We start from the raw sequence: 20051 nt of genomic DNA, 5'->3' as shown, positions 1-20051 counted from the left end.
GTGGCGAGTATTCGTCACTCCTTATTAAAACAATTATAAGCGGAGTCAATTATGGAAAAGCCTCAAATGGAACAACCAAATTCTAGCGAATCAGCACTGGAAACCTCTCTTTTTTCCAAAGTCGGAAGAGTTACGGATGTGATTGAAGAGTCATTAATCGCATTTTTTCTTGGCGCAATGACGCTACTTACTTTTGCCAACGTGGTATTTCGATACGCATTTAATGACAACATCTTATGGGCACTGGAACTGACCGTGTTCATGTTTGCTTGGATGGTGTTAGTGGGCGCATCTTATGGCGTTAAAAAACATTTCCACATTGGTGTTGATGTGATTATCAACCTTGCCCCAGAAAAGCTACGCAAAGTGTATGCGCTCATCGCCGTGACAAGCTGCCTAGCATTTTCAATCTTACTTCTTATCGGTTCTTGGAATTATTGGTACCCATTCGCGACCGATCGCGCATGGTACGAGACCGACGATATTCCAATGCCAGAGATGCTTCAGTTTCTTGCTGACTGGCTGAATGAAGGCGAGCGATACGAGAAACTGCCACGTTTTATTCCTTATATGGCGCTGCCGATTGGTATGGCAATGCTGACGTTTCGTTTTGCTCAAGTTGCTTACCAAGTCGTCACAGGCAAGCTTGACCGCATGATTGCAGGACACGAAGCCGAAGAAGAGCTGGATGCATTGAAAGCGGACGTGCTAGCGGGCTCTGACGAAGATGCAACAGCGGTATTGAATTCGACTCCGCAGAACAAAGCGAATGAGTCGAGTACAAAATCTAACGGTAAGGAAGACTAATCATGGCAATGTTATTTCTATTTTTAATGGTAATTGCTTTCATGTTGGTCGGTGTACCAATTGCAATTTCCCTCGGTTTATCGAGCGTAATATTCTTATTGATGCATTCAGATGCGTCATTAGCTTCAGTCGCACAAACGCTGTTTAATGCTTTTGCAGGCCACTACACACTCTTAGCGATCCCTTTCTTTATCTTGGCCTCTAGTTTCATGTCTACTGGTGGCGTGGCGAAACGTATTATCCGTTTTGCTATAGCGATGGTGGGTTGGTTCCGCGGCGGCTTGGCGATGGCGTCGGTTGTGGCGTGTATGATGTTCGCAGCGTTATCTGGTTCATCTCCTGCAACGGTAGTGGCAATCGGTAGTATTGTTATCGCGGGTATGATCAAAAACGGCTACACAAAAGAGTTCGCGGCAGGGGTTATCTGTAACGCGGGTACTTTGGGTATTTTGATTCCACCGTCAATCGTTATGGTGGTTTACGCTGCGGCGACGGATGTATCTGTCGGTCGTATGTTCTTAGGTGGCGTGATTCCTGGTCTGTTGGCGGGTGTGATGTTGATGATAGCTATCTACATTGCAGCACGTATTAAGAAGATTCCTGCACAGCCATTCGTGGGTTGGGGCGAGATGTTCGCAGCCGCGAAAGATGCGAGCTGGGGCTTGTTGCTGATTGTTATCATTTTAGGTGGTATCTACGGAGGTATCTTTACACCAACAGAAGCGGCGGCTGTAGCAGCGGTTTACGCATTCTTTATTGCCAACTTTATCTATAAAGATATGGGACCTTTCGCTGACAAGAACAATACCAAGCCTGCGCTGGTGAAAGTGTTCCAAACCTTTTGTCACAAAGACACCAAAGACACGCTCTATGATGCGGGTAAGCTGACTATCATGCTGCTGTTTATTATTGCCAACGCGTTGATTCTTAAGCATGTACTGACAGAAGAGCGTATTCCTCAAATGATCACTGAGTCTATGCTTTCTGCTGGCTTAGGACCGATCACCTTCTTGATTGTGGTGAACGTTCTACTCTTGATTGGTGGGCAGTTCATGGAGCCATCAGGTTTGCTGATAATCGTAGCGCCGTTGGTATTCCCAATTGCCATTGCACTGGGCATCGACCCAATTCACCTTGGCATCATGATGGTGGTGAATATGGAGATAGGGATGATAACGCCACCTGTGGGGCTCAACTTGTTTGTGACCGCAGGGGTTGCGAAGATGTCGATGATGAACGTAGTGAAAGCTGCATTGCCGTGGGTAGGCGTGATGTTCTTATTCTTGATTATCGTCACTTACGTGCCGTGGGTATCAACATGGTTACCGACCACATTGATGGGACCGGAAATCATAACCAAGTAGTTATTTGGTGACATGGAATTTAACCCATAAAAAAATGAGGAGGTCACTAGACCTCCTCATCTATATTTCTGCCACGATTTGAATGAGGGTTTATCTGCTCATACAGAGCGCGTTTTGCCTCTAATTCTGGCGTGTATAGATCGACATGATTGTCAGTATAAAAAATACCATCTATCTCGAAAGTATCGGTAATCGATGGCACTTTTGTTTTCTCACCCATAACGACTTCCTTATTATATTTATTGCATAACATCCTGTTGTCGAAATAAGTATAGGTGATCTTGCTCCCAAATCTAATTTAGTTTGGTTCTACCTTATAAGATTCTTTCGTTAGCTGGTGTTTTTGCATCTTATCGTAGAGGGTTTTCCTCGGTAATTGCAGCCTCTCCATGGTCTCTTTTATACTGCCATTGCATTCAATAAGTGCCTGCTTCAACGTGTTTTTTTCAAAGTCAGATACCAATTCTGCCAAAGACAGCTCTTGAGTAGTTTCAGTGGCGCTGTCTGATAAGTGAGAAAGCTTACCTAAAAGCACAAAACGCTCTGCAGTGTTACGTAATTCTCGAACATTTCCCGGCCAATCATGAGCTAAAAGGGCATGCAGCTCCTTTTGTGGAAGGGCTGGGGCTGTCTTGCCATAACGCGCCGCAGCGACCAGTAAGAAGTGGTGGAAGAGTGCTGGGATATCTTCTTGTCGGCTTCTTAACGGTGGCAAATCTAGGGTCACAACATTGAGTCGATAATAGAGATCTTGGCGGAAAGTGCCTTCTTCAGCAGCCTTTTTTAAGTCAACTTTGGTTGCGGCGATTACTCGAATATCAAGTGGGACTAATCCGTTTGAGCCAACCCTTTCGATGACGCGTTCTTGCAAGACGCGCAACAAGCGAATTTGTGCCTGCATTGGCATGGATTCAATTTCATCTAAGAACAGAGTTCCGCCTTGAGCAAATTCAAATTTACCGACACGTTTGCTTTCAGCGCCAGTGAATGCCCCTTTCTCATGGCCATACAGTTCACTCTCAATTAGGTTTTCAGGGACCGCTCCACAGTTGACCGCGACGAAGTTTTGTTCCCGCCTGCTGCTTTGTTCATGCAGAGAACGTGCAACTAATTCTTTGCCTGTACCTGTTTCGCCAAATAGCAATATGTCGGCATTAGTATCGGCAACGTGAGTGATGATAGACCGCAGATCCGTCATTGATTGCGTGTCACCAATGATCCTTGGGCCAAGCGCTTGGCTGGCCTTGAGTGAACGTTTTAACTCAAGGTTCTCGAGGGTGAGCTGACGTTTTTCTATCGCTCGTTTGGTGGTTTCGATTAGGCGTTCATTGGCGAACGGCTTTTCGATGAAGTCATAGGCGCCGTATTGGATTGCTTGAACGGCCATCGAAATATCGCCGTGACCTGTAATCATGATCACGGGGATCTCTTTGTCTTTGTGCATCACGGTGTTGAGCAGATCATGCCCGGATAGACCTGGTAGACAGATATCAGTGATGATCACGTGAGGTAAGCCGTTTTCTTGAATCGCGAGCAGAGCCGACTCCGCATCGGGAAAGAATTCGGCATCAATGTCGGCGAGCTCGAAGCTCTGTTCAATCGCCATTCTTAGGTCGGGTTCATCATCAATGAAATAGACGTGACACATAGTGATTCCTTTACTTCTTTGTATTCTGGTTATTGCTGAGTTCTTACTTGCTGTTCTTGTTCAACAAGGGGCAACTCTATGCTGAATCGAGCACCACCTTGAGGGCTGCTTCCTGTAACGAGCTTGCCATTTATTCCGCTGATTATTTGTTGAGAAATTGATAGCCCAAGTCCAAGTCCGTTTTTCTTGGTGGTATGGAAAGGTTCAAAAAAGTTTCCGTTCGAAGGGGAGGTGAAGCCGGGGCCGTTATCATCGACATGAATCAGCAAGGTCTTGGCTTGTTGATGGTCGGACTCCCTAATCTCTAACAGAATAGTTAATTGTTTGTCGTCTTGTTGTTCCATCGCCTGAATCGCGTTGGTCAGCAGGTTAATGATCACCTGTTCCAGTTGAATGGCGTTGGCGAGCACGCAAGCATCAAAGGTCTCAGGGAGTTCGTTGACCTTAACTCGCTCGCTCTTGAGTTGTGGCTTCATCAGCTCTTTCGATGAATGTAAAACTGGAAGTATTTGTAATGTGTGTAGCTCTTCCGCGGTGGATTTCTTGGCGAAGGAGCGAAGCTGGTGGCTGATTTTCGCCATACGATCAGTGAGTGCTGAGATTCGAGATAGGTTGTCGTCGACTCGATCGGTTTTATCTTTGGCAAGGAAGAGTCGGCCATTGTCGGCATAACTGCGAATCGCAGCGAGCGGGTTATTTAGCTCGTGACTGATGCTCGCTGACATCTGCCCTAGCACCGCCAGTTTAGCGGCTTGGATGAGCTCGTCTTGAGTTTGCCTCAGCACATGCTCGGTTTCGATACGGTGTTTGATCTCGACATGCAACTCCGATGTACGCTCAAGCACTTGAAACTCAAGCTTTTGTTTAGCTTCGGATTGCAGCCTGTCGATCTGAGCTCGTCTTTGTTGTCTATGGTGGTTGAGCTGCATTGTTAGATAAACAATCGCAAAGATTAGGCTCAAAACCACAAGGTAAGCAACCAAGTCCCACCAAACTAAGTGGGTTGGAGAAAATACTCGGATTGTGAGTTTTGGTTCGGCTAGGAAACGCGAAGAGCTAAAGAACTGCTCTTGGACGAGTTTGTGTGGCGACTCAATACGACTAGTGGCACTGTCTAAATCGCCAGAGAAGTGCAGGCTTTCTATTTTTGTATCGAGATACTGCCTGCTTTCTTGAATTCGAGTGTGTTGCGCTTCGCTTAGCGGCTGAAGACTTTTGAAAAGCCATTCAGGGTTACTCGACATAAATACGATCTGGTCTTTATCGTCAGCAACAAAAAAACTCTGTTTGCCTTTCCAACTTGCTTCAATCAGCGATAAATCCATCTTTACGACAATGACGCCAATAATCTCGGCGGCATAGGAGACAGGGTAAGAATAATAATAGCCGCGCTTTCCTGAGGTTGAACCTAGCGCAAAATATTGATTTTCATTACCAATAATCGCTTCTTGGAAGTAAGGACGGAAAGCAAAATTACGACGAATAAAAGAACGCGGTTGATTCCAGTTACTGGCTGCAATGGTGGTGCCGATACTGTCTAGTAGGTAGGTGTCGGATGCTTGAATCACCGAGTTTACGTGCTCTAGATAGCGATTTGTGAGTTCGATTTGCGCAGAGTTACTTGGAGAGTGCAGGGCATCGACCAGCTCTTTGTCTTTTGAAAGCAGCTCGGGAATGTGCGCGAACTTATCCAATTGGCTTGAAATATGAACAGAAAAGCGGTCCAGCTTAGATTGATGATCATTTAACAAACTTTCATGGCTCGTGCTCCACACCCAATGACCGCCAAACACCATCAGTAAACTGTATGTGACCATTAACAGTATTGGGATTCTAAAAGCTTGAAACATGAAGGCTCTCCGCTGATTTCTTTGGTAAACAATCAAGCCTGTCTTCTCTCGTTTATGGTAGCAAATAGCGGTAGTTTTTGCTGAAAGCAGAGAGTGAACAGATGGATGTAGGTTAAGGGTTTGTAACGGGGATTGTTGAAAAAGTTATCGACTCTGAGGGGTAAAACAAGAGCAAGATCTCTTTTTAAGGTTTTTAGCAAAAAAAGCCCTCGATTCCCTTGAAAAAGTCGCTATTGTCCCCATTTCTGTTGTGCTAAGTGATGATTTGATCGTTTTTGTATCACTTAGTTGGACGAATTTAGAGCATTCATCATCATGCAGAGGTGAACGGCTCGACAGAGATTAAACAGATCGCTAGAATGTCGCATCTAAAATTTCTGTCCTGAGGCTAATCGGAGATACCTTTCTTGTTTCTGAAAACAAGCTTTATTGCGTTTTAATCGACGTGTGAAGAACGAAGATATCGCTGATTAGTCTGGTGTTTGGTTGAATAATCAATTCAGACATCAATGCTCGATTTTAAATTAGGTGTTCGGATAGAGCACTACACAAGGATGCAGCCAACAACGTCTGCTTTTGAATTAAAGCTAAGTTACGGCTCATATGCTCAGATTACTGAGCCAGTTTTGAGGTTTATATAATGCAAGTTACTGTTGAAACGCTAGAAGGCCTAGAGCGCCGTCTTAATATTACTGTTCCTGCTGCTAACATCGAAGATGCAGTTACAGCTGAACTACGCAACATCGCGAAAAACCGTCGTTTCGATGGTTTCCGTAAAGGCAAAGTGCCAATGAAGATGGTTGCTAAAATGTACGGCAAAGCAGTACGTCAAGACGTGATGGGCGAAGTAATGCAACGTCACTTCATCGAAGCGATCGTTAAAGAGAAAATCAACCCAGCTGGCGCACCTACTTTCGCACCAGTTGAAAACAACGAAGGCGCTGACCTAGTATTCAACGCAACTTTTGAAGTTTACCCAGAAGTTGAGCTGAAAGGTCTAGAAAACATCACTGTTGAGAAACCAGCAGTAGAAGTTAAAGAAGCTGACGTTGAAGAGATGATCGAAACTCTACGTAAGCAACAAGCAACTTGGACTGAAGTTGAAGCTGCTGCTGACGCTGGTTCTCGTGCAACTATCGACTTCGTTGGTTCTATCGACGGTGAAGAGTTTGAAGGCGGCAAAGCTGAGAACTTCCCACTAGAGATGGGCGCTGGTCGCATGATCCCTGGCTTCGAAGACGGTATCGTTGGTAAAACAGCAGGTATGGAATTCGAAATCGACGTAAACTTCCCAGAAGATTACCACGCTGAAAACCTAAAAGGTAAAGCAGCTAAGTTCTCTATCAAGCTGAACAAAGTTGAAGCTCGTGAACTTCCAGAACTAAACGAAGAATTCGTTTCTAAGTTCGGCGCTGCTGACGGCGTTGAAGGTCTTAAAGCTGAAGTTCGTAAGAACATGGAGCGTGAGCTTAAGCAAGCTGTTAAGAACCGCATCAAAGAGCAAGCTATCGACGGTCTAGTTAACGAAAACAACATCGACGTACCTTCTGCTCTTATCGATCAAGAAATCGGTGTTCTACGTCAACAAGCTGCTCAACGTTTCGGTGGCAACACTGAAGCTGCTGACCAACTTCCACGTGAGCTGTTCGAAGAGCAAGCTAAACGTCGCGTAGTTGTAGGTCTTCTTCTTGGTGAAGTAATCAAGACTGAAGAGCTAAAAGCTGACGACGAGAAAGTTAAAGCTATCATCGAAGAGATGGCTACAGCATACGAAGATCCAACAGAAGTTATTGCTTACTACGAGCAAAACGAGCAAATGATGAACAACATGCGCAACGTTGCTCTAGAAGAGCAAGCTATTGATGCAATCATCGCTAAAGCTCAAGTTTCTGATAAAGAAGTTAGCTTCAACGAGCTAATGAATCAGCAACCTGCTTAATATAGTAATATCTGACGTAGAAGGTTGACGTACGGTCAACAATTCTGCTAACAATGGTCCGTATGATTTAATCATTCGGGCCATTTATTTTAGGGACATAAGAATATGAGCTACCAAGAAAAAAATACAATGCCATCGATTATGGACGCACTAGTTCCTATGGTGGTTGAACAGACTTCCCGTGGTGAACGTTCTTACGATATTTATTCTCGTCTATTAAAAGAACGTATCATTTTCTTAACAGGTCAAGTGGAAGACCACATGGCAAATCTTGTCGTGGCTCAACTGCTTTTCTTGGAATCAGAAAACCCAGACAAAGATATCTATCTTTACATCAACTCACCTGGCGGTAGCGTAACAGCAGGCATGTCTATCTACGACACAATGCAATTCATCAAGCCAAACGTGAGCACAGTATGTATGGGTCAAGCTTGCTCTATGGGTGCATTCTTACTAGCGGGTGGTACTCCTGGTAAGCGTCACGTGCTTCCAAACTCACGTGTAATGATTCACCAGCCACTTGGCGGCTTCCAAGGCCAAGCGTCTGATATTCAAATTCACGCGCAAGAGATCCTAACGATCAAACAAAAGCTAAACAAACTATTGGCAGAGCACACTGGTCAGCCTCTAGAAGTTGTTGAGCGCGATACAGATCGTGATAACTTCATGTCTGCTGATCAAGCAGTAGAATACGGCTTGGTGGATTCAGTTCTTAATCACCGCGGTCAATAATTGCAGGGCAATTGTTTAACGCAAAGTGATTCAAATTGATATACACTCAAGCATAGAGAGTTAAGGCTAAGAGGTTAGCGAATGACAGATAAAAGCAAAGAGGGTGGTAGCGGTAAACTGCTTTACTGCTCTTTCTGTGGCAAAAGCCAACACGAAGTTCGCAAGTTAATCGCAGGTCCTTCTGTTTACATTTGTGATGAATGTGTCGATCTTTGTAACGACATTATTCGTGAAGAAATTAAAGATGTTCTTCCTAAGAAAGAATCGGAATCGCTGCCAACGCCGCGTGAGATTCGTGAGCATCTTGACGACTATGTAATCGGTCAAGAATACGCGAAGAAAGTGCTAGCAGTTGCAGTTTATAACCACTACAAGCGTTTACGTAATGGTGATACGACAGCTGAAGGCGTAGAGCTAGGTAAGAGTAACATTCTTCTTATCGGTCCTACTGGTAGTGGTAAAACACTACTGGCTGAAACACTGGCTCGTTTCCTAGACGTTCCTTTCACAATGGCCGACGCAACAACACTAACCGAAGCAGGTTACGTGGGCGAAGATGTTGAAAACATCATCCAGAAGTTGCTTCAGAAATGTGATTACGACGTAGCGAAAGCGGAACGCGGCATTGTTTACATCGATGAAATCGACAAGATTTCTCGTAAAGCTGAAAACCCATCAATCACGCGTGACGTGTCTGGTGAAGGTGTACAGCAAGCTCTACTAAAACTTGTTGAAGGTACAGTTGCTTCAGTTCCACCTCAAGGTGGTCGTAAGCATCCACAGCAAGAGTTCTTGCAAGTGGACACGTCTAAGATCCTATTTATCTGTGGTGGTGCGTTTGCAGGCCTAGATAAAGTGATTGAACAGCGTGTAGAAACAGGTTCAGGTATCGGCTTTGGCGCAGAAGTGCGTTCAAAAGACGAAACCAAAACGATTGGTGAATTGTTCACTCAAGTAGAACCTGAAGATCTAGTGAAATATGGTCTGATTCCAGAATTCATTGGTCGTCTACCTGTGACAACAACACTGACAGAGCTTGATGAAGAAGCGCTAATCCAAATCCTATGTGAGCCAAAGAATGCACTGACAAAACAGTACGCAGCATTATTTGAGCTTGAGGATACAGAGTTAGAATTCCGTGAAGACGCCCTACGCGCAATTGCGAAGAAAGCAATGAACCGTAAAACAGGTGCTCGTGGTCTACGCTCTATCTTGGAGGGTGTTCTACTAGAAACTATGTACGAACTGCCATCTTCAACTGATGTAAGCAAGGTTGTGATTGATGAGTCGGTAATTAATGGTGAGTCAGAACCACTGTTGATTTACAGCAACTCAGATAATCAAGCAGCTGTTGCAGAGTAGGTCTTTTTTAGACAAGTCACTCAAATTGAAAAAGGAGGTAAGCAATTACCTCCTTTTTTTTATTCTTCCATTGAATCCAGTCGTTTAAGCCCCATATACTGCTTTATAAGTTAAAGCGGAAGAGAGAAATATATGAACTTGGAACGTTCCGAGCGTATCGAAATCCCCGTGCTACCTCTACGTGATGTAGTGGTTTACCCACACATGGTTATTCCATTGTTTGTCGGTCGTGAAAAATCGATTACATGCCTTGAATCGGCAATGGAAGCTAACAAACAAGTACTACTTGTAGCGCAGAAAGAAGCGGACACTGATGAGCCTTCAATCGACGACCTATTTAACGTAGGTACAGTCGCTACTATTCTTCAGTTACTAAAGCTCCCTGATGGTACGGTTAAAGTACTTGTTGAAGGTCAGCAGCGTGCAAAAATTCACCAATTCAAAGAAAGTGAATTCTTCTTAGCGGATGCCGAATACGTTGTTACCTCAGAACTTGACGAAAAAGAACAAGAAGTGGTTGTTCGTAGTGCGATCAATCAATTCGAAGGCTTTATTAAGCTGAACAAAAAGATTCCACCAGAGGTTCTAACGTCTCTGAACGGTATTGATGAGGCGGCTCGCCTTGCTGATACGATTGCTGCGCACATGCCACTTAAACTGGTAGACAAGCAGCACGTTCTAGAAATCTTAGATGTAACTGAACGTCTGGAATTCTTGATGGGCCAAATGGAGTCAGAAATTGACATCCTGCAAGTTGAAAAACGTATCCGTGGCCGCGTTAAGAAGCAGATGGAAAAATCTCAGCGTGAGTACTACCTGAATGAGCAAATGAAAGCGATTCAGAAAGAACTTGGCGAGATGGACGACGCACCTGATGAATTCGAGACTCTGAAGAAGAAGATCGAAGATTCTAAGATGCCTCAAGAAGCTCGTGAGAAAACTGAGCAAGAACTGCAAAAACTGAAAATGATGTCGCCAATGTCTGCTGAAGCAACAGTAGTACGTAGCTACATTGATTGGATGGTTGGCGTTCCTTGGGCTAAGCGTTCAAAAGTGAAAAAGAATTTAGCGAAAGCGGAAGAGATCTTAAACGAAGATCACTACGGCTTAGAGCGTGTTAAAGAACGTATTCTTGAGTACTTGGCAGTACAAAACCGTATCAACAAGCTAAAAGGTCCAATCCTTTGTCTTGTCGGTCCTCCTGGTGTAGGTAAAACCTCGCTAGGTCGTTCGATTGCTGCGGCAACGGGTCGTAAGTACACACGTATGGCACTAGGTGGCGTTCGTGATGAAGCTGAGATTCGTGGTCACCGTCGTACGTACATCGGTTCACTTCCGGGTAAATTAATCCAGAAGATGTCTAAAGTTGGCGTTAAGAACCCACTGTTCCTATTAGATGAAATCGATAAGATGTCTTCTGATATGCGTGGCGACCCATCTTCAGCGCTTCTAGAAGTTCTAGATCCTGAGCAAAACAATGCATTCAACGATCACTATCTAGAAGTCGATTACGATCTGTCTGATGTGATGTTCGTGGCAACGTCTAACTCGATGGACATTCCTGGCCCACTACTGGACCGTATGGAAGTGATTCGCCTGTCTGGTTACACCGAAGATGAAAAGCTGAACATTGCTAAGAGCCACCTATTGGACAAGCAAGTTCAACGCAACGGTCTTAAGCCTCATGAGATTGAGATTGAAGACTCTGCAATCATCGGCATCATTCGTTACTACACACGTGAAGCGGGTGTACGTAGCCTAGAGCGTGAAATCTCTAAGATCTGTCGTAAAGCAGTGAAGAACATCTTGCTAGACAGCGACCTTAAGTCTGTAACGGTTAACATTGATAACCTGAAAGAGTACTTAGGCGTTCAACGTCATGACTTCGGTAAAGCGGATGAAAGCAACCGTATTGGTCAAGTGACTGGTTTAGCTTGGACTCAAGTTGGTGGTGATCTACTGACTATCGAGACTGAAGCAATGCCGGGTAAAGGTAAGCTAACGCAAACCGGTTCACTTGGCGATGTGATGAAAGAATCGATCCAAGCGGCAATGACCGTGGTTCGTTCTCGTGCAGAAAAACTGGGTATTAACTCAGATTTCTACGAAAAGCGCGATATTCACGTTCACGTACCAGAAGGTGCTACACCGAAAGATGGCCCGAGTGCGGGTATCGCAATGTGTACTGCACTAGTGTCTAGCTTGACGGGTAACCCTGTTAAAGCTGAGGTCGGTATGACAGGTGAAATTACCCTTCGTGGTGAAGTTTTACCTATCGGTGGCTTGAAAGAAAAGCTGCTTGCAGCACACCGTGGCGGCATCAAAACTGTACTGATTCCTAAAGACAATGAGCGTGATTTGGAAGAGATTCCAGACAACGTAATCGCTGACTTGAAGGTGATCCCGGTTCAGTGGATTGATGAAGTACTCAAAGTCGCGCTAGAACGAGATCCGTCAGGGGTCGAGTTTGACGTGAAAAAATAGTGATGCATAGCAAAAATAAGTAAAGAATTACGCTGATAGGCCCGAAAAGGCTTGTCAGCGTTTTTTTTGGACGCTAAGTTATTGATCAAAGCGGCAGCCCTTTTGCAATAAGGCTTGCGGCTAAATTAAAACCAAAATGGAACGTACAGTCATCAGAAGTAGTCACAGATGACACATAGGGGAAAAACAGTGAATAAAACACAACTAGTAGAATCAATCGCAGAAAACGCAGACATCTCTAAAGCTTCAGCTGGCCGCGCTCTAGACGCATTCATCGAAGCAGTTGGCACAACGCTACAATCAGGCGACCAAGTTGCACTTGTTGGCTTTGGTACTTTCAGTGTTCGTACTCGTGCTGCTCGTACAGGTCGTAACCCAAAAACTGGTGAAGAGATCCAAATCGCAGAAGCTAAAGTACCTGGCTTTAAAGCGGGTAAAGCACTTAAAGACGCATGTAACTAATTTTCACTGCTGAAACCTCCATTTAAGAGGGGAAGGCAGTAAAATGCGTTTACTGTTTGAAAAATGATGTTTCATTCTTAAACAGTATGTGTACAAAGCACATTGAACTTATTTAAATTATGCGCATCCTACTGATGCGCATTTCTTTTTCTGATAATATCGCGTGAATAGATTTTTATTTTGAAGCCAATGCTTCATATCCGGAGAGCACTTAAATTATGATGGATCGATTACGCGAAGGCGTGAATAGCATCGCGGTAAAAATTATCCTTGGGTTGATTATCCTGTCATTCGTATTCGCAGGTGTAGGCAGCTACATCACCGGTGGCGGTAACAACGCAGCAGCTAAAGTTGGCAACACAGAAATTGCTCGTGGTGAGTTTGAACAGGCTTACCAAAACGAACGTAATCGTATGCAGTCTCAACTTGGCGATTACTTCGCGCAAATGCTTGCAGACCCTGCTTACGTAGAGTCTTTCCGTAAATCAGTACTTGATCGCATGATCAATGATGTACTGCTTGAGCAGCAAGCTGAGTCTCTAGGCCTACGAATCAGTGATTCTCAAATCCGTACCATGATTCTAGAAATGCCTCAGTTCCAAACGGCTGGTCAATTCGACCAAGAAGTTTACCAAGCAGCACTACGTCGTGCAGGTTTCAGCGCAGAGAGCTTCGCTGAATACATGCGTCGTGATCTAATGCGCAACCAGCTTGTGACTGCACTTCAAGGCAGTGAATTCGTTCTTCAGGGCGAAATCGATACTCAGAGCAAGCTTATCGCACAAACTCGTGATATTCGCACAGTGACACTGTCTGTTGCTGACCTTGCAAAAGGCATCGAGTTAACTGACGAGCAAATCGAACAGTACTACCAAGAGAACCCAGCAGCTTACACTCGTCCAGAGCAAGCTAAGGTATCTTACATTGAGCTTTCTGCTGAAGCGCTTAAGTCTCAGCTTGAAGTAAGCGATGAAGAAGCACAGAAATACTACCAAGAGCACCTAGACAAGTACTCAACTGAAGAGCAACGTAAAGTTAGCCACATCCTAGTTCAAGGCGATGACGAAGCGAAAGCTCAGTCAATCCTAGATGAGCTAAATGCAGGCGCTGATTTTGCTACGCTAGCGGAAGAGAAATCTGACGACTTCGGTAGTGCAGACGTTGGCGGTGATCTAGGTTGGATTGAACGCGATGTTATGGACCCAGCATTCGAAGACGCGGCTTTCGCTCTTGAGAATATTGGCGATACTACTGGCCTAGTTAAATCTGATTTCGGCTACCACATCATCAAGCTAGACGAACTAAAAGCGTCTCAAGCTCAGCCTTACACTGAAGTAGCGGCAGAGATTAAGACAGAGCTTCTAGACCAACACGCAGTTGATCAGTTCTACGAGCAACAAACTGAGCTAGAAAAAGTAGCGTTTGAATTCCCAGATTCTCTAGATGATTCTGCAGAAGCTATCAACGCGAAGATCACAACAACAGATTTCATCTCTCAAGTTGACGCTCCAGAAGTTCTGATGACGCCTGCAGTTATGCAAGCTATCTTGAGCCCTGAAGTGAAAGAAGACGGTCTAAACTCGGAAGTTATCGAAGTTGCACCTGAGCACGTAATTGTTGTTCGTGTAGAAGAGACTCGTGACGAGACAGTTCTTCCTCTAGCTGAAGTGAAAGATCAAGTTGTTGCTGCATTGTCTGCTGTACAAGCTGAGCAACAAGCGGTTGAGCTAGGTGTTTCTCTAGTGAACGAACTTGAGCAAGGCAATGAAGCAGTTCTAGCGGACAACAACCTTGAGTTCACTGAACTTGAAACGATTGACCGTAACTCGCCATTAGCGGCATCTGTATTCGCTCTAGCGAAACCAGAAGCAGGCCAAGCTGTGTTCGGTCAATCTAAAGACCAAGACGGTAACATCGTTGTTGTTGAGCTTTCTAAAGTGACTGCTGAAATCAACCCAGCTTACAGCACTCAAATTGGTGCACAGTTGGAGCGAGTTGGTAACCAACAAGATCTGACTAACGTACTAAACGTGCTTCGTAAAAACGCAGACGTTGAATACTACGTAGTGGGTCAAGGTCAGTAAGCGTTTGATTCCCTCAGTAGCAAGCTCAAGTTAGAGTTGACTACTGAGAATCAACATATGATTGTTAAGCTTCAATTCAGATTTGTGAGCCAACAAACAAGCTGATGAAAATAAGATGTATAACGAAGCGGGTCACTTAGGTGACCCGCTTTATTTTTATCTGGTGATTGTGTTATCTAGCGCGGCAAATGCATAAGTTACGTTTTTTGAACAAAGGAACGATTTATGCGCACGATATATTCAACACTATTTCTTTCATTTCTGATGCTCTTAAGCCCTGCTGTGTTTGCAGACAGCCCAACCAAGGCTGAGCTTTACGATGGCATAGAGATTACGGTCAACATCAATACCGCGACAGCAGAAGAACTTTCAGCACTATTGGTGGGTGTGGGTGATAAGAAAGCCAAAGAGATCGTCGATTACAGAGATCAGAATGGGGCATTTACGACTGCTGATGATTTGGTGAGTGTCAAAGGGATAGGTGAAGCGACGGTTGAAAATAATCGAGAAAGAATTCAGCTTTGATCGGTTTTTTTATTCATTAGAAATGAAACGACAGCCATGAAGCCTCCAGCCAGTGCTCCTGCTAGGTGGGCTTCAATTGCAACACGAGCGTTAATCAGTTCGCCAGTCGTACTAGAAGGACCAATAAGCTGCTCCCAAGCGATTTTAGCGACTAATCCGAACACTAACAGCCAACTAGATTTCCTGCCGTTTAAAGCCTCTCTGAGCGCGAACAAGCCAAACAACCCATGCAAAGTGCCCGATAGGCCAACGTAGATCTGAATACTTGAAAACAACAGAGCGACGCCAGTCACTAAACTAATCACAAGCAAAGCAACAACAAGCTGTTTTTTACTCGGTTGAAACAGGTAGCTGATGATCCACAAGCCTGCTAGATTCATCAGAAGATGCGAGTAGTTGGTATGTGAAAAGTTTCCTGTTAGGATTCGCCACCATTGCCCCTCGGCAATCGCATTGCTATCCCAAACGACCCAAGCTTGTATTGGCTCAAATTGGAATAAGACGCATAAAAGTGAAGTGAAAATTAAAACAGGGTACACATTAAATCCATGTCTCGTTATTGCCCCCAATGCAGCAAGGCTTTGAAAGCTTGTATTTGTCAGTGGGTTACACCACTCGAATCGAATGTTGAGCTTATCATTCTTCAGCATCCATCAGAAGAGCATCGCCCGATGGGAACAGCGCGTATTCTCTCGTTATCTCTAAAGAACAGCGTGACGTTTGTTGGCGAAGACTTTTCAAACAACGAAAAACTCAACGCATTACTGACCGATGAACAGTACCAACATGTGATTTTATACCCAAGCGAAAACTCTGTTTCAGTTGAGTCGGCGACATGTCCCAATAAGAAGCTGCGTGTGATTTTATTGGATGGCACGTGGAAGAAGGCGTTCAAGATGTGGCAAGTATCGAGTAACTTGCATGCGTTGAACACGGTTCACTTACCGAAAGATCTCAAGGGTAATTACCGAATTCGCAAAGCACCCAGTGAAAACAGCCTTTCAACCGTTGAAGCTGGCTATCATTTGCTTAGCTTGTTAGAGAGTAATGGCGACTTTAGTCCTTTGCTAACGGCATTTGACCAAATGATTCAGTTTCAAATCAATCAAATGCCGCCGGGTGTGTTTGAGAAAAACTACTTAGATTAAGGCGTTTTAGTAAAGTGAGTCAGGAATTAAAACTCGGTATGAGCCGAGAATAATTGCTGATGCATCTTCTGCGCAAGATCATCAGTCATCGATGAAATGTAATCCGCAATCACGCGCATTTTTCTTGATTCATCTTGATGCTGTAGCCATTGCTTCTTGATGGGCAATGGCAGCAAGCGTTCAGGATCAGCACTGAATGCTTCAAACATATCCATGATGATCTGTTGGCCTTTGTATTCGATGACTTGAACCTGAGGCACTTGAATCACAAACTCGCTGACAAAGTGTTTCAGTTTATCGAGTGTGCCATCCATGCTCGGTTCAAGCACCGCATTGTAAGCCAAAAGCACATTCTCAAAGTTAGCATCCACTCGCTTAATCGAGATACTGGTTAACAGTGCGTTGACTATCCCACCAATCGCATCTTTTCGACGATACTGTTCACCAGAGAAAAGCATTTCTGTAATTGAATCTAGGTGCTCACAAATCCATGGGTCGGCCATCTCTTTCAGTTGAGGGTAAGCCGATTCGACCCACTGAGCTTTGGTCACAGAGCCAAGCACAATCGCATCTTCTAAATCATGCACGCCATACGCGATGTCGTCAGCAAGCTCCATGATCGAACAATCCAGCGACTTATATTTGGTCTTGTTATGTTCAAGTGGCTCGGTGTGTGTTTTTCTTTTCTGTTTTAGAAGCTGTTGATCGCTGCTTGAAAGCGGTTCAAGTACCCAGTTAAACAACTCTTCATCATGATCGTAGATGCCTTTTGCTGGCATCCAATCTTTGGCTCGGAGTTGTCGTTGATGCTTTACGGGCTCAGACTGCAATTTAGCTTGAACCTCACTCAGCAGAGAAGGGTACTTAATTAGACCTAACAAAGTGCGTCGAGATAGGTTCATCCCGTGATGTTCAGTGTAAGGTTCTAGCTGTGTGACTATGCGAAACGTTTGAGAGTTACCTTCAAAGCCGCCGTGGTCGCGCATCATGTAGTTGAGTGCGACTTCGCCGCCATGTCCATAGGGTGGATGACCGATGTCGTGAGCCAAACACAGTGAATCAATCAAACTGTCTGAGGGTAATAGGTCTCGAAATTCGGGCTGCTTTTTCTTCAGTTGAGCGACGATACCGGTGCCAAGCTGAGCGGCCTCAAGAGAGTGGGTAAGGCGCGTTCGGTGAAAGTCGTTGACCGTGGTGCCATGGATCTGGGTTTTCGCTTGTAAGCGACGGAAAGCAGCAGAGTGAAGCACGCGCGCACGGTCACGCTGATACGGGCTTCGGTGATCATCACGTCTTATTTTGTGTTCATCGTCATTTCGATGCTGCCATTCTTGTTCGAGTACAAAGGGTGGTTCGAGTTGAGAATTCAAAATAGCACCTATCAAATTGATTTTATTTAGCTAATTAAAAACAACTTATACCCAGCTAGCTTATCTCGTCTAGTGATAATTCAAAGCTCGGCGCAAATGTGGTGAGAAAGTAGTCCATTTCTGGGCTTTTGCGTTGTTCGAGTGTCTCTTCCAGTCGGCGCTTGGCTTGCTCGTATTCATGATTGCCCGCACTGAGCTCTTCCAAGCATTTCAGGTACGCACAGATAGTATCTGCCTGCTTGACGATGCTTTGCTCTTCTTTACTCGCAGTACCAGATATTAAGAAGGGGGCGAAGTCGTCTCGGAACTCTTCTGGCAACATCGAAAGCAGTCTTTGTTCTGCTGCGGCTTCTATCTTCTTATACTCTTGTGCAATATCCGGATTGTAGTATTTAACTGGCGTTGGCAAATCACCTGTCAGTACCTCACTGGTGTCGTGGTACATGCCAAGCAGAGCTATGTGCTCGGGGTTAAGCTGACCATCAAACTTCTTGTTTTTGATCAGCGCCAAAGCGTGTGCCACGAAAGCAACCTGTAGGCTATGTTCTGAAATGTTCTCGCTTGAGACCGAGCGCATCAGGGGCCAACGTTGAATCAGCTTCATGCGAGCAAGGTGGGCAAAGAAATGGCTCTGCTTCATAAGTGTCCTTTCTAAAGAGTGCTCCACTCGTATTTTGTGTTTGCACAGGCATACGAGACAGCGGATACAAAAAAGGCTCCTAAACAGGAGCCTTTTAAGCATAGAAGTGAATGAATACAAGTTAAAGTCTTTTAAAACAGCAAATTGTAGCCATCTTTCTTTGTGCTTATTAACCTTCTACGAGGTCGTCTTGGCTGTAAGTCTGTAAGAAGCGCTCTAGACGACCAATCGCGATTTCTAGATCTTCGATGTGCGGCAGAGTCACGATGCGGAAGTGATCCGGTTTCGGCCAGTTGAAGCCAGTACCTTGAACCAATAACACTTTCTCTTGCTTAAGGAAGTCGAGTACAAACTTCTGATCGTCTTTGATGTTGTACATGTTGGTGTCGATCTTAGGGAACAGGTACATTGCGCCTTTCGGTTTCACACAAGAAACGCCCGGGATCTTGTTGATCAGTTCCCATGCACGGTCACGCTGTTCAAGCAGTCGACCGCCTGGAAGAATCAGCTCATTGATACTCTGATAGCCACCGAGTGCGGTTTGGATGGCGTGTTGCATCGGAACGTTGGCGCACAAACGCATTGAGGCCAGCATTTCTAGTCCTTCAACGTAGCCTTTCGCTAGGTGTTTAGGGCCTGTTAAGAACATCCAACCACCACGGAAACCACATACACGGTAAGCTTTAGATAGGCCGTTGAACGTGACCATTAATACATCTTCAGCAAGCGTTGCCACTGAAGTGTGTACCGCACCGTCGTAAAGTACTTTGTCGTAGATTTCATCGGCAAAGATGATCAAACCGTGCTCACGAGCAATCTCAACCACTTGTAATAGGAAATCACGGCTGTAAACCGCGCCTGTTGGGTTGTTCGGGTTGATAAGAACGATGCCGCGCGTCTTTGGTGAGATCTTCGCGCGCATGTCGTCTAAATCTGGATACCAATCAGCATCTTCATCACACATGTAGTGAACCGGTGTACCACCAGAAAGCGCAACAGACGCTGTCCATAGTGGATAGTCCGGAGCGGGAACTAAGATTTCATCACCATTATCCAGTAGCGCTTGCATAGACATAACGATAAGCTCTGATGCGCCGTTACCAATGTAAACGTCTTCTACATCAAGGTTACGTAGGCCTTTTTTCTGGTAGTGCTGAACAACCGCTTTGCGGGCTGAATAGATGCCTTTTGAGTCGCAGTAACCTTGAGATGTCGGTAGGTTACGGATTACGTCAACAAGGATTTCATCAGGGGCGTCAAAACCAAATGGGGCGGGGTTACCAATATTAAGCTTCAGTATTTTATGCCCTTCTTCTTCCATGCGCTTAGCATGTTTGAGTACAGGCCCCCTGATTTCGTAGCATACGCTGTTGAGTTTTGACGACATCCCGATATTTTGCATTGCCGATTTCCTGAAATTAATTTAAATACTTTATTAAAGTACCGCAAAATGGCGTTTGATAGAATAAAAATCTGATGAATGTCGCATTTCAGTGTTACGTTTAGCCTTTTTGTTGTCACTCTTTTCTAAATTTTAATTAATCGCTTTCTTGGTTATTGGCTAAGATGAATAAAGGGGCGGGATCGCTTAAAATCACAGGAATGTTGAAAAGATATAGTACATTCTTGATCTAAG

At 44.8% G+C, this 20051-nt stretch carries 17 protein-coding genes and 1 pseudogene; 11 read left to right on the top strand and 7 right to left on the bottom strand.

Annotated features, from left to right (window positions below; translation table 11 throughout):
- The first annotated feature begins 51 nt into the window (after positions 1-51).
- Positions 52-807, top strand: coding sequence for a TRAP transporter small permease (locus tag MSG38_RS11345; protein ID WP_048607896.1), 756 nt, complete (start codon positions 52-54; stop codon positions 805-807).
- Between the two features lie 2 nt (positions 808-809).
- Positions 810-2171, top strand: coding sequence for a TRAP transporter large permease (locus MSG38_RS11340; protein WP_048661477.1), 1362 nt, complete (start codon positions 810-812; stop codon positions 2169-2171).
- Between the two features lie 46 nt (positions 2172-2217).
- Here the strand turns inward: MSG38_RS11340 and MSG38_RS11335 are convergent, their stop codons facing one another.
- The 3 genes from MSG38_RS11335 to MSG38_RS11325 form a co-directional block, all read right to left on the bottom strand.
- Positions 2218-2391 carry a hypothetical protein gene (locus tag MSG38_RS11335; protein ID WP_170930203.1) on the bottom strand — a complete coding sequence of 58 codons (174 nt, stop codon included), beginning with the start codon at positions 2389-2391 and terminating at the stop codon, positions 2218-2220.
- Positions 2392-2469: 78 nt separating this feature from the next.
- Complete coding sequence (locus tag MSG38_RS11330; RefSeq protein WP_248401885.1) at positions 2470-3819, bottom strand: sigma-54 dependent transcriptional regulator; 1350 nt, start codon at positions 3817-3819, stop codon at positions 2470-2472.
- Between the two features lie 29 nt (positions 3820-3848).
- Entirely contained in the window at positions 3849-5669 is a 1821-nt protein-coding gene (locus MSG38_RS11325; RefSeq protein ID WP_248401884.1) for an ATP-binding protein, read from the bottom strand.
- A gap of 163 nt (positions 5670-5832) precedes the next feature.
- Here MSG38_RS11325 and MSG38_RS24035 point away from each other — a divergent pair.
- The 8 genes and pseudogenes from MSG38_RS24035 to MSG38_RS11290 all read left to right on the top strand — a co-directional run.
- Positions 5833-6015, top strand: a pseudogene (locus MSG38_RS24035) (hypothetical protein); the annotation flags it as partial.
- A gap of 294 nt (positions 6016-6309) precedes the next feature.
- Entirely contained in the window at positions 6310-7608 is a 1299-nt protein-coding gene (tig, locus tag MSG38_RS11320; RefSeq protein ID WP_017106221.1) for a trigger factor, read from the top strand.
- Between the two features lie 105 nt (positions 7609-7713).
- Complete coding sequence (clpP, locus tag MSG38_RS11315) at positions 7714-8340, top strand: ATP-dependent Clp endopeptidase proteolytic subunit ClpP (RefSeq protein WP_004736080.1); 627 nt, start codon at positions 7714-7716, stop codon at positions 8338-8340.
- A gap of 81 nt (positions 8341-8421) precedes the next feature.
- The gene (gene clpX / locus MSG38_RS11310) at positions 8422-9702 is read left to right on the top strand and encodes an ATP-dependent protease ATP-binding subunit ClpX (RefSeq protein WP_009847283.1); all 1281 of its coding nucleotides are present in this window, start codon (positions 8422-8424) and stop codon (positions 9700-9702) included.
- Between the two features lie 132 nt (positions 9703-9834).
- Complete coding sequence (lon, locus tag MSG38_RS11305; protein ID WP_019824784.1) at positions 9835-12186, top strand: endopeptidase La; 2352 nt, start codon at positions 9835-9837, stop codon at positions 12184-12186.
- 168 nt (positions 12187-12354) lie between these two features.
- Complete coding sequence (locus MSG38_RS11300) at positions 12355-12648, top strand: HU family DNA-binding protein (RefSeq protein WP_012604504.1); 294 nt, start codon at positions 12355-12357, stop codon at positions 12646-12648.
- 218 nt (positions 12649-12866) lie between these two features.
- Complete coding sequence (gene ppiD / locus MSG38_RS11295) at positions 12867-14732, top strand: peptidylprolyl isomerase (protein WP_048607903.1); 1866 nt, start codon at positions 12867-12869, stop codon at positions 14730-14732.
- A 225-nt stretch (positions 14733-14957) separates the two neighbouring features.
- A complete protein-coding gene (locus MSG38_RS11290; RefSeq protein WP_248401883.1) occupies positions 14958-15257 on the top strand; it encodes a ComEA family DNA-binding protein in 300 nt (99 codons plus the stop codon).
- Here the strand turns inward: MSG38_RS11290 and rrtA are convergent.
- Positions 15248-15796: a rhombosortase gene (gene rrtA, locus MSG38_RS11285; RefSeq protein WP_248401882.1), complete on the bottom strand. Its 549-nt coding sequence runs from the start codon at positions 15794-15796 to the stop codon at positions 15248-15250. The genes MSG38_RS11290 and rrtA overlap by 10 nt on opposite strands.
- Before the next feature lie 9 nt (positions 15797-15805).
- Between rrtA and MSG38_RS11280 the strand changes: the two genes are divergently transcribed.
- The gene (locus tag MSG38_RS11280; RefSeq protein WP_248401881.1) at positions 15806-16405 is read left to right on the top strand and encodes a DTW domain-containing protein; all 600 of its coding nucleotides are present in this window, start codon (positions 15806-15808) and stop codon (positions 16403-16405) included.
- Between the two features lie 26 nt (positions 16406-16431).
- Here MSG38_RS11280 and MSG38_RS11275 read toward each other — a convergent pair whose 3' ends face one another.
- The 3 genes from MSG38_RS11275 to MSG38_RS11265 form a co-directional block, all read right to left on the bottom strand.
- Positions 16432-17775, bottom strand: coding sequence for an anti-phage deoxyguanosine triphosphatase (locus MSG38_RS11275; protein ID WP_248401880.1), 1344 nt, complete (start codon positions 17773-17775; stop codon positions 16432-16434).
- 55 nt (positions 17776-17830) lie between these two features.
- The gene (gene yfbR, locus MSG38_RS11270; RefSeq protein ID WP_017060613.1) at positions 17831-18415 is read right to left on the bottom strand and encodes a 5'-deoxynucleotidase; all 585 of its coding nucleotides are present in this window, start codon (positions 18413-18415) and stop codon (positions 17831-17833) included.
- Positions 18416-18584: 169 nt separating this feature from the next.
- Positions 18585-19817: a pyridoxal phosphate-dependent aminotransferase gene (locus MSG38_RS11265; RefSeq protein WP_048613093.1), complete on the bottom strand. Its 1233-nt coding sequence runs from the start codon at positions 19815-19817 to the stop codon at positions 18585-18587.
- Between the last annotated feature and the right edge of the window lie 234 nt (positions 19818-20051).

The sequence above is a fragment of the Vibrio sp. 1CM24A genome, assembly GCF_023161725.1.
Lineage (GTDB): Bacteria > Pseudomonadota > Gammaproteobacteria > Enterobacterales > Vibrionaceae > Vibrio > Vibrio coralliirubri.
This window is presented reverse-complemented; position numbering and strand designations above follow the sequence as displayed.